Annotated in this window: 11 protein-coding genes; 3 read left to right on the top strand and 8 right to left on the bottom strand. The window is 46.5% G+C overall.

Annotated features, from left to right (window positions below; all coding sequences use genetic code 11):
- Positions 1–180 precede the first annotated feature (180 nt).
- The 3 genes from MJ770_RS07025 to MJ770_RS07015 all read left to right on the top strand — a co-directional run bounded on the left by MJ770_RS07025 (position 181) and on the right by MJ770_RS07015 (position 2496).
- Positions 181–336, top strand: coding sequence for a hypothetical protein (locus MJ770_RS07025; RefSeq protein WP_239250898.1), 156 nt, complete (start codon positions 181–183; stop codon positions 334–336).
- A gap of 77 nt (positions 337–413) precedes the next feature.
- The gene (locus tag MJ770_RS07020) at positions 414–695 is read left to right on the top strand and encodes a hypothetical protein (protein ID WP_239250897.1); all 282 of its coding nucleotides are present in this window, start codon (positions 414–416) and stop codon (positions 693–695) included.
- A 529-nt stretch (positions 696–1224) separates the two neighbouring features.
- A complete protein-coding gene (locus tag MJ770_RS07015) occupies positions 1225–2496 on the top strand; it encodes an O-acetylhomoserine aminocarboxypropyltransferase/cysteine synthase family protein (RefSeq protein ID WP_239250896.1) in 1272 nt (423 codons plus the stop codon).
- 396 nt (positions 2497–2892) lie between these two features.
- On the opposite strand, the gene MJ770_RS07010 is transcribed toward MJ770_RS07015, so the two are convergent.
- The 8 genes from MJ770_RS07010 to MJ770_RS06975 form a co-directional block, all read right to left on the bottom strand.
- On the bottom strand, positions 2893–3744 hold the full coding sequence (locus MJ770_RS07010) for a copper resistance protein B (protein ID WP_239250895.1): 852 nt from the start codon (positions 3742–3744) through the stop codon (positions 2893–2895).
- A gap of 10 nt (positions 3745–3754) precedes the next feature.
- Positions 3755–5581, bottom strand: a complete 1827-nt coding sequence (locus tag MJ770_RS07005; protein WP_239250894.1) for a copper resistance system multicopper oxidase — start codon at positions 5579–5581, stop codon at positions 3755–3757.
- A 430-nt stretch (positions 5582–6011) separates the two neighbouring features.
- On the bottom strand, positions 6012–6242 hold the full coding sequence (locus tag MJ770_RS07000; RefSeq protein ID WP_239250893.1) for a hypothetical protein: 231 nt from the start codon (positions 6240–6242) through the stop codon (positions 6012–6014).
- Positions 6243–6534: 292 nt separating this feature from the next.
- Positions 6535–6867 (bottom strand): YnfA family protein, encoded by a 333-nt coding sequence (locus MJ770_RS06995; RefSeq protein ID WP_239250892.1) that lies wholly within the window; start codon positions 6865–6867, stop codon positions 6535–6537.
- A gap of 63 nt (positions 6868–6930) precedes the next feature.
- Positions 6931–7878 carry a hypothetical protein gene (locus MJ770_RS06990; protein WP_239250891.1) on the bottom strand — a complete coding sequence of 316 codons (948 nt, stop codon included), beginning with the start codon at positions 7876–7878 and terminating at the stop codon, positions 6931–6933.
- A gap of 146 nt (positions 7879–8024) precedes the next feature.
- The gene (locus MJ770_RS06985; RefSeq protein ID WP_239250890.1) at positions 8025–8420 is read right to left on the bottom strand and encodes a hypothetical protein; all 396 of its coding nucleotides are present in this window, start codon (positions 8418–8420) and stop codon (positions 8025–8027) included.
- A gap of 55 nt (positions 8421–8475) precedes the next feature.
- The gene (locus MJ770_RS06980; RefSeq protein ID WP_239250889.1) at positions 8476–8829 is read right to left on the bottom strand and encodes a DUF1428 domain-containing protein; all 354 of its coding nucleotides are present in this window, start codon (positions 8827–8829) and stop codon (positions 8476–8478) included.
- A gap of 212 nt (positions 8830–9041) precedes the next feature.
- Positions 9042–11390 carry a heavy metal translocating P-type ATPase gene (locus tag MJ770_RS06975; RefSeq protein ID WP_239250888.1) on the bottom strand — a complete coding sequence of 783 codons (2349 nt, stop codon included), beginning with the start codon at positions 11388–11390 and terminating at the stop codon, positions 9042–9044.
- Positions 11391–11494 lie beyond the last annotated feature (104 nt).

Genomic DNA, 11494 nt, shown 5'->3' with positions numbered 1-11494 from the left:
CAACCCTAAGAAAATGTCACTTATAAACGACATGATTATTTTTAATATCAACTTGTCGTGATTCATTTTTTTATAACTTATTGTTTTATATTGATAATAAAGTATGGCATCAATATTGCTTACTTAGCAAGCACTGACACAATGTCAGTTATTAATTAACGTTTTTAAGGAAACCAAGCAATGAAAAACTTCATGAATCTGTTGGCGCTTGTTTTTGTAGCTGCTGTCAGTTTGCCGGCCTATGCAAATGCCCCTGAGACGGTGGAAGAATGCCAAGAAACTTATGCGGGTGATGAGGCCAAAATCGAGGCGTGTATTGATGGTTTGCAGGACTAATTAGACGACGCCCGGGGGGGCAGAGGCTTTTTAAATGTGCTCACTAAAGGAGCCAATCTATTAAAGGAAATTAATTTATGAAAATTTTCATGAACATGCTAGTTGTTACATTGGCAGCTTTTGTCGCTTTGCCGTCATATGCAGCTAGCACTCCCAATTCGCCTTCAGATTGCAAAAAGAAATATGCAGGCGATAAAGTCAAAATCCAGGCTTGTATTGATCATTTGCAAAAGAAAGCTGATGATTCACACATGAAAGATGATTCACACATGAAAGCTGATGATTTGCACAAGAAAGCTGATGATTTGCAAAAGAAAGCTGATGCTTTGAAAATGAAAGCTGATGATTTGGGCATGTAATAAGAAGGCCTCCGGCAAAGCCGGAGGCCTTACTGATGACCGCTCACAATCCAACAATCAAGCCTGGTCTCGTAGTGCTTTAGACCTTACACAAATTACTCGACGGATGTAATTAGTAAGGCCTGCCTCCGAATCCTTTTAACCACGAAAATAGAAATGACAGACGGGTTTTGTATGGTGAAATAACTGATACACCAATCCATAAGTTTGTACACAACGTAACGGAAGGTAACGGGCCAAGGAGCTTGATTAATGTCAATCAAGCTCCTTGGCCCGTTACTACTTTATGAGCAATCAGAACGGAGGTTTGTCGTCATCACTCAATGGCGATGAACTTCCTTTTTTCTCAGCGAGACATTAACCGAGTGCAATTAATGCTCGACCTTATCGATTTTCACATGAATCTCTTAAAAAATTTGTGATGGACGAGTCGAAATGGTTTAAACACCACAAACAACAACGCGCAAGATTGACAACATTACAGACACGATCGAGAATCGCCCACATTACTTAAAAAACAGGATACACAATGAAACTCGAAACGATTGCAGTGCATGGTGGCTACACACCTGATCCGACCACTAACGCCGTTGCTGTTCCGATTTACCAGACAGTTTCATATGCATTTGACGATACTCAGCACGGTGCAGATTTATTTGACTTAAAAGTGGCTGGCAACATTTATACGCGCATCATGAATCCCACAACCGATGTGCTGGAAAAGCGCATTGCCGAACTAGAGGGGGGAATTGGCGCATTAGCACTATCATCCGGCGCGACTGCTATTACCTATTCAGTGATGACCATAGCCGAAGCGGGTGACAATATTGTTTCTGTTGGCACACTATACGGCGGCACATACAATTTATTTGCTCACACCCTGCCACAATTTGGCATTCAAGTACGCTTTGCCGATTATCGTGACCCACAAAGCTTCAAGCCTTTGATAGATGAAAAAACCAAGGCGATTTTTTGTGAATCTATCGGCAATCCATTAGGCAATGTGGTTGATATAGCTGCACTCGCAAAAATTGCGCATGACGCGGGAATTCCATTGATCGTAGACAATACCGTACCCACCCCTTACTTGTGCCGACCGATTGAACACGGTGCAGACATCGTTGTGCATTCGCTGACCAAGTACTTGGGTGGACATGGTAATTCCATAGGTGGCGCGATAGTGGATTCTGGCAAATTTCCTTGGACAGAGCACAAAGAACGCTTTCGTCGTTTGAATGAGCCAGATGTTTCCTACCACGGCGTGGTTTACACTGAAGCACTTGGCCCTGCTGCCTATATCGGGCGCGCACGAGTCGTACCATTACGCAATACCGGTGGTGCTATTTCACCGTTTAACAGTTTTCTTATCTTGCAAGGCATTGAAACATTAGCCTTACGCATGGATCGTATCTGCGAAAATGCGCTGGCAGTCGCGCAATTCCTAAAGCAACATCCCAAAGTGAGCTGGATTAACTACGCAGCTTTGCCAGCGCATTCCGATTATCCGTTGATACAGAAATACATGACGGGCCGTGCATCAGGCATTCTGACCTTTGGAATAGAAGGCGGTGCTGCTGCTGGTGCACGCTTCCAGGATGCGTTGAAACTGATAACGCGATTGGTCAATATTGGTGATGCAAAATCTTTGGCTTGCCATCCTGCCAGCACCACTCACCGCCAACTCTCTCCGGAAGAACTCAAGAAAGCAGGCGTCTCAGAAGACATGGTACGTTTGTCCATCGGCATTGAACACATCGATGATTTAAAGGAGGATTTACAGCAAGCGCTGGCATCTGTTTAACAGCAGGCTCCTTATTGACACCAATACTTTTTTGTCAGCTAATTTATTTTTTCCCTGTACAAATCAAAGACTGAGGACGACAGATTGCCAATACTGATTGCATGCGATTACAGTTATGGAATCCCACGATGTATGCGGTGAAATTTGTTTAACCCTCCATTTGATTGGCACATAGGCGCTGACAAATGCGATCCGTCTTGAGGTGCAGGAAGAAATGTTATGCCACTGCTTGGGCCCAACTGTTGCCCTTATGGATCAGGCGCGAGCACTTCAAGCGTCGCGCTCGCGGCGGCCAAGCTGGCGGCTTTGTGTGACGAAAGGGGCCAAAAAAAAAGTGCATAACGGACTCGTATAACCAAACATACTGTGCTGAAAAATAACAATCATTTATTACCCCTAAAACCACAACTTCAAACCGACAACAATCGCGGCTTTACTAGTGTCTTCGCCGGCAGCTTTCAGCATATTCTTGGTTTCACCAAGGTTTTGTGACCATTCAACACCAATATACGGAGCAAATTCACGGCGGATTTCATAACGAAGCCGCGCCCCGACTTCGACGGAGTTTATACCAGAGCCAATGTTATATTCCCGTACATCTTGCAACGCCAACTCGGTTTCAAAGCGAGGCTGGAGGATAAGCCGCTGGGTTAGCAATAAATCAAATTCGGCTTCTATTCGCGCAGAAATATCCCCTCGATCACTAACATAGGTGCTGGCATCCACTTCAAACCAATAACGCGCCAAACCATATAAGCTAACAGCTGCAAAATTTCGATCATCTTTATTATTAATGAAATCATGACGTAGCCCAGCCTGTACATCCCAAAACGAGGAGATATTGCGGCTATATAATAGCTCGCCACGATTAGATTCAAATTTTCCAGCGCTCGTATTATGGTCACCTTCTGATTTGAGATAGAGCTTGTTATAGTCATCACCTATCCATCCAGTAGTATCCCATAGCACCATCTCGTCTCCATCCTGAAAACGCTTCTCAAAGCGATTGGCACGTAAAATATAAAATAATTCATTATCATATATTGGGATAGAACCATAATTTAAGGCAGGCTGGCCATCTGGCCCACGTTTATATGTGCTGATTTCCTTGTCAAAGGTCACATCACCGTCAGACGAGCCTGATTCCATCGGCATGGTATCCATATCGGAATGATCCATCTGTTGTTGTGCATTAGCAGCAAAAGGTAGTACGGTCAGCAGTGTTAAACATACGAGATAGTGCTTCATAATATTTTCCCTAAGCGACCCGCACGACCTGAAACATACCGCCTTCCATGTGATATATAAGGTGGCAATGAAACGCCCAATCGCCTTTTTCTATAGGAGTGATTTTCAGCGATAACTTTTCTCCCGGTTTCACTAAAATGGTGTGCTTATATGGGATTTCATCATTGTTTCCGCCATTTTCCAGTTGCATCCACATACCATGCAAGTGAATTGGGTGTTCCATCATGGTGTGATTAACCAGCCACAGACGTAAACGCTCATTATGCTTAAACATATATGGTCCATCATGCTCGGTAAATTTTTTACCATCGAATGAGAACATATAACGTTCCATATTGGCGGTGATATTGATGGTCATCTCGCGATCGACGGCATCTTTGTATGGTTGTGGCTCGTTTGATTTGAGATCTTTATAGGTGAGTACTTTCCAGCCATCATCACCGAGTCCAATACCCGGCTCGGCCAACCGATCTCGTGGGCTCATAATAACCATCGCTACGTTGGTGTTGTTTTTGTCTGGCTTAAAGGGAGTGGGGCCTTTTGGACCCGGTACTTGTGGATCACCCATTTTCATTTGGCTATGATCCTGCATTTTTTTATCGTGCTCTTTCATTCCTGACATGCCGCCCATTTTGGCGTGATCCATGCCGCCCCCCAAGAAAGTCGCATCCATACCGCCCATACCAATTGCTTCGAGTGTCCTGACCGGACGTTTCCGCCGTATCGGTATCTCGGCACTCATGCCAGCTTCTGGCGCAAGCGTACCGCGTGCATGGCCACCACGATTCAAGGATTCGGCAAAGATGGTAAAGGCTTTATCAGCGCGAGGAGTCACCAGCACATCGTAAGTTTCCGCGACACCGATGCGGAATTCATGGAATGACACCGGCTTTACTCTTTTGCCATCGACCATTACCACGGTCATATCCAGGCCTGGAATCCGCACATCAAAATTAGTCATCGCGGCACTGTTGATAAAACGCAAGCGTACGGTCTCACCGGGCTTAAAAAGCCCCGTCCAGTTCATGTCCGGCGAATTCCCGTTCACCAGATACGTGTAAGTGGAACCGGTAACATCCAGTAAATCTACTGGTGACATTCGCATTCTGCCCCATGCCATCCAGTTCTTAGTCGCTTCATCAAAGCCTTTATCAGCAATGTCATCCGCATAATCAAACACGGTTCGTTTCTGATAATTATAATAACCACCCGCGAGATTAATATTGCGGAAAATGGTTTCCGGACTCGTAAACGACCAGTCCGACAGCACCACCACATGCTCACGATCATAAGCAAATGGTTCCGGCGTTTTAGGATCAATAATCAGTGGGCCATAAGTGCCCGTTTGTTCCTGGAACCCTGAATGGCTGTGATACCAGTAAGTTCCGGCTTGCTCTAAGCGATATTTATAATGGTAAGTGTCACCGGGTGCGATGCCTCTGAAGCTAAGCCCCGGCACGCCGTCCATATTGGGCGGTAAAATAATTCCATGCCAATGAATCGAGCTATCAGTATCCAACCCATTCGTGACATTCAGATTGACCATGTCACCCTCGCGCAACCGAATCAATGGCCCCGGCATTGTGCCGTTAATACCTGTGGCAGTGGTTTTACGCCCATCAATAACGATGGGTGAATAGCCAATATTCAGATCATAACGAGTTTTGATTTCTGTCTCACGCAGCCCGAGCGCAGCGGTTTTCGCCCACGCTGGAAGCGGTAGCATGGTGCCAAATCCTGTGACAAATAATCCTGCTCCGGCCATCTGCATAAACCTGCGGCGATTAGTATCTGACGGCGTAAGATTTGAATGCATGGCTGCCGGTTTGATTTTCATAAAGGCTCCTAGATTATTTGATATTTAATCGTAAAGCATTCTCAGTCTTGCAGAAAAAAATGTATGCGGTCATATCTGATCTAGCCTCCAATTGGTTGGCTCATTGGCGCTGCCAAATGCGATCAATTTTGAGTTTCAGGAAGAAACGCTCTGCCTTTGCATTGTCCCAACAGCTGCTCTTACAGCTCATGCTTGACTTTAAAGACGGTACCTGCCGCGATTTAATTTTAGAAATTACTTGAATTTGACTCCAGTTTTTCGCACCCAATCGAACATCTGATTTGGCATGTCGGTGCCCAAACATGATAATAACCATGCCGATCAAAACGACTCCTAGACCAATCCAGTCAGTCTAGTAGGGTGGGCAGGTTGTGCCCACGCGGGCAGCTTGCCAAAATCTCAATCGAACACCTTATTATGCGATTTTTGGCTACCATTTTATTTCTTGCCCTGACTCTACAACCATACCTGACGTTACAATGTTTGTAATAACGTGAACTTCGTTAATGGCAAACGCAAAATACTGCGATAGCGCTTTGGCTAAACCAATCTGAAGTGATGAGATATCAGAAGTTGACCACATTGATGGAAGCGACAAATTAGCCATTATTTTATATTTGTTTCCTAGCTGCTCGCTACTACTAACTATATTGATAGTCATGTGCTTAGATGATATGCCTGATTCATTAGCCCAGAGCTCAATGAGGTTTCCTGAACCCTGTGAACATTCTTGTGTGATTAGGCAATTAGCTATTGGCATAGTTAAATTTCTTGGCACCTGGTTTTAGTCTATCGTAGTTTATATTCTGGCAGCTTCAAATCGCAAAGTGCAACAGCTAATGCTGGCTGGGTGTGGCGCATCTCAACCGCGAGTAATACTTTTTTCGGTAAGCTGAACCCCAGTACTTTGTTAGTGCGTGATGGAGCCCCATTTTCTGCGAACGAACGTCTGGTTAGGCATGGCGGTGCCCAAACATGATAATGACCAAGCCAATCAAGACGACTCCTACACCAACCCAATCAGTTACCGTGGGCCGAATTGAATCAACTGCCCACAACCAAAGCAGTGCCACACTCACATATACTCCACCATAAGCCGCATATACACGACCAGCAGCTTGGGGATGCAGCGTAAGCAACCAAACAAAAGCAGCCAAACTGATTGCAGCAGGAATCAATAACCATACTGATCGATCCTGCTTGAGCCAGAGATAAGGTAGGTAGCAGCCGATAATTTCAGCTAGCGCTGTTATAACGAAAAGGCCCAGGGTTTTTATTAGGTCCATATTTTTTATTCTTTTCTTGGGTCCCTAACGCCTTGCATCAGCTGCAAATGACAAAAAAACCAGTTACTTGATGGTTTTTCGAACAAGAACGAGATTATCTAGAATCAAGTTTGATGACCAGATAAACTGAGCATCAGCACCCGAAGTATCGAAAACTTCAGTGAAGTTTGTGTAAGCAGGTTTATTGTCAACGCCCACGGTTTCATTGCTGTAGGTTGAGGCAAAAGGCCAGTTAGTGTCATCGAAATCTGATGCGGTCCAATCACCAGGCATTTGCCAATGCGCACCAGAATAAGACATCCCGTCGTTTGATCCAGAAACATCGCATTCAATACTATCACGTACATTTCCGTTCAACTTGAGACAAGAACGGTCTTTGACAGGGCCGATATAAAAGGTCTGCGCACGCCAACTTTGATCTGTCAGCGCAACCGTCTTACCGGCAGCATCCTGGATATGCATCACCAGTCCACCGTCACCGGGTTGAAAAGTATAACCTCGACCATTTTCCGAGCCGAGCCCCAGGTTTTCTTCCCAGTCGACCAGCTTCATGGCGATTGTTACGGGTCGATTCGCCTTAAATCGAACGATGCTAGCGTTAAAGGGCGTAAACGGGACAGCATCTACTGCCAACAATTTTCCGTTCACATGAAACTCAAAGTAGTTGTCGCCAAAAATATACGCAACAAACTCCTCACTCCCACCAGCATCAAGCACAGGCACTTTCGAAATATCCACTGCAGACAGGTTTTTCGGCGTGACGCCTGCACATTCATTATAGAGGTCAGCCGCTTTGGGGGCTGTCTTAAACTGAGTCTCGGCGGGCACAATCCAGTTGACTCCGTCTTCAGACTGAATGTCACCAACCGCGCTGACACGACCTTTCGAACCACAGTCGAAAAGACCTGGGTCAATAACTTCAGCCGCACCTTTTGTGAAGCCAGGTTCTCCAGCGAGCGCTGACAATGATATCAGCGCAACAACAATATAAGCAGCTGTAGATAAATTCATAACTAACCCTTCTGCGGCAGAAGATGATGTACAGGGCGGTTGGCTACATCGCACAATGTAGCCGTCCCTTCACTCGTGCAAACCGTCTGCGCTTTGTGACAAGTTAGAATGGCATTTTTGCTTGGGTCATTTACGTGATATAGATGTCATTGGTCGAGTTCAGCTTTGATTCCCGTAATGATTGTTGATGTCCAATCTTGCCCTGTGAGTTCAAGCTTCGAACGTTTCAAACTTTGCACTTCAATTGCATACACTGGAGCACCGTTACTCGCTGGACTAACAAAAACACCAACAACCTCACCCATTGTAGTTAATCCGACACCTCTTTCAGCTTTTAAGGTGCCGCTCTCTTTATTGTTTTCAACGATAGTAAAGCTGCGGCCTGCTGATCTTAATACAGCCTGCCATACTTCGTCATAAGTTTTGCCGCGAACCTCAAACGTGGAGCCACCTGTACCTGGTTGCAGTGCGTCAGTTGTAGCGCACCCCGAGATAGAAAGAAGCGCGAAGATAGCTGCGGCAAGAAAAGCTGTATATTTCATTTTTTTCTCCTTTTAAAAAGCTGAACGATCTTACGCCTAAAGAAACTACCAAAATCTATGCTTCAAGAATTGTGTCGAAGCCACCATATATTAAACGTTTACCATCAAAAGGCATTGGGTTTTGGTCGGGTTGCATTCTCGGATCTTCCATAATCGCTTGCCACCCAGCATCGCGAACTTCTTTAGATGGCCATACAACGCATGAAAACACCACTGTTTCTTCTTTGCTACAATTCACCGCCATTGGAAATGATGTTACTTTTCCGTCTGGGACATCGTCTCCCCACGCTTCAGTAATCTTAAGCGCGCCATGGTCTTTAAATACGACTGCAGACAGCCTCGCATGTTCAATATATTTTTCTTTATTTGCTGTCGGAACAGCCGCTACAAACCCATCAATATAAGACATTTAAAGTTCCCTTTTATTTAGGTCGATTTAGATTAAGTATCACACAACAAATAGAATTTATCTGCCGTCCCGCCGAAACTTGTTTAACTCGCATCCAGTATTGGCGGCATCAGTTCAAACCAGTGTCTTTAACTTCTCGATGGCAGCTCTAAAAAACCAATCTTCGTCACAATACACCGTTGTTCACAAAATTGGCTTTTGAGACGCGCCCTTTAGCTATCTTTATCCAATTTAACCACTCTCAGACGGAGCGCATTAATAACGACGCTGACCGATGACAGTGACATCGCCGCAGCAGCAAAAATCGGCGATAGGAGAACCCCGGTAAATGGGTAGAGCACACCAGCTGCAATCGGTACGCCGGCAGCGTTATAGATAAAGGCAAAAAATAGATTTTGCCTAATGTTACGCATGGTTGCTATCGATAGTCGACGCGCCTCCACGATGCCCATCAAGTCACCCCGCAGCAAGGTAATACCTGCGCTTTCAATGGCCACATCTGTTCCCGTGCCCATAGCCACACCTACGTCAGCCGTGGCTAGGGCTGGCGCATCGTTCACACCGTCTCCAGCCATTAACACAACACGCCCTTCATCTTTCAGCCGCTGGATAAACTTACCTTTGTCCGCTGGCAACACTTCTGCTTCTACTTCATCGATATGAAGTTTTCGGGCAACGGCCTCGGCAGAGGTCCGGTTATCACCGGTCAGCATCACAACGTGGATACCTGCTTTTTGCAACGCTGAAATCGCACTTTTGGTCGTTTCTTTAATCGGATCAGCAATGGCTATCAAGCCACAAACCTGCCCCTCCGCCGCAGCGAATATTACCGTTGCACCATCCGTACGAAGCTGGTCAGCCTCTTCCTCAAAAGCGGATATATCTACATTTTCTAATTTCATCAACAATTGATTACCAAGCAGAATTTTCTTTCCGTCGATCGTGCCGGTAACCCCTTTGCCATTCGGAGAGTCGAAATCTTCTGCTTCAGGCAAGGCCAATTGCATACCTTTCGCCTTATCAAGAATGGCATGCGCCAACGGATGCTCACTGCCTTTTTCCAGACCGCCGGCATACCGCATTAGCTCTGTCTCGTTGAAGCCGTTTAACGGAATCAGCTTCGTCACCTGAGGCTTGCCTTCAGTCATTGTGCCGGTTTTATCAACCACTATCGTATCGATTTTCTCCATGCGTTCGAGAGCTTCCGCATCCCGGATCAGCACCCCATTCTGAGCGCCTCGGCCGACGCCAACCATGATTGACATCGGCGTTGCCAATCCCAGTGCGCAAGGGCACGCAATAATCAACACGCTCACCGCTGCGATAAGAGCAAACGCCATCGGCGGTGTTGGTCCGTAAACTGACCAAACAACAAAAGAAACTACGGCGACAAAGATGACCGCAGGTACGAACCAGCCGGCCACTTTGTCTACCAAAGCTTGAATCGGCGCACGGCTGCGCTGCGCATTTGCTACCATCTGCACAATCTGCGACAGCATTGTGTCGCTACCGACTTTGTCGGCTCGCATAATAAAGCTACCCTGCTGGTTGATGCTGCCACCAATAACCTGGTCGCCTGCATTCTTACCCACGGCCAAGGGCTCACCAGTCACCATAGACTCGTCAACATTCGACCGGCCTTCGAGCACCTCACCATCCAGTGGCACTTTGTCTCCCGGACGGACACGCAGACGGTCTCCGACCTTGACCTGATCTAGAGAGACGTCCAGTTCGCCCCCCTCGTCGTCCAGTTTTCTTGCAGTCGCCGGAGCCAGGTCCAGTAGTGCTTTTATCGCACCTGAGGTTTTTTCACGGGCACGAAGCTCCAATACCTGGCCAAGCAACACCAGCACCACAATGACGGCAGCGGCCTCGAAATAAACGGCAACCGCACCATCCGCTTGGCGGAAAGCATCGGGGAAAATCTGCGGAGCTAATGTTGCGACAAGACTATAAATAAACGCCACGCCAGTACCCATAGCAATCAACGTGAACATATTCAGGTTGCCGCTAAGAACTGATTTCCAACCTCGAACAAAAAATGGCCAGCCACTCCAGACTACTACAGGCGTTGCCAACACCAACTGAATCCAGTTTGAGGTTTGCGGCGATACAATGTGACCAAGGTCCGTAAGGTGACTACCCATTTCAAGTACAAACACCGGGAGTACGAGGAGCAGACCAACCCAGAATCGACGATTCATATCCGTAAGTTCTTCGGACTGCCCATCATCGAGACTCACTTGCTCCGGCTCCAATCCCATGCCGCAAATCGGACAGTCACCAGGCCCTAGCTGACGGATTTCTGGGTGCATCGGGCATGTGTATATGGCACCCGGAGCGACCGACTCTGTAAGCTTTTGTTCTTTGCTGAGGTATTTTTCTGGTTCTTCATCAAACTTAGTCAGGCATCTCGCGGAACAAAAATACCATGTCTTACCAGCGTGCTGGCCGCGATACTCTGCCGTATGGGGATCGACCATCATTCCGCAGACTGGGTCCTTTACAGCGTGCTCATCATGATTTTCATGACTATTCTGGTTTTGTTGAAGGTTACTCATTTCGTACTCCTGTTTTGTCCGCTGGCCAATCTGCAAACTCAATGAAATACAGGTAAACCCGGTTCGCCATCGGAATAAGTATCAAGACCCGCATCCAACCTGGG

Origin of the sequence: Candidatus Nitrotoga sp. M5 (assembly GCF_927904885.1) — a bacterium.
In the GTDB taxonomy this organism is placed as follows: Bacteria; Pseudomonadota; Gammaproteobacteria; order Burkholderiales; family Gallionellaceae; genus Nitrotoga.
This window is presented reverse-complemented; position numbering and strand designations above follow the sequence as displayed.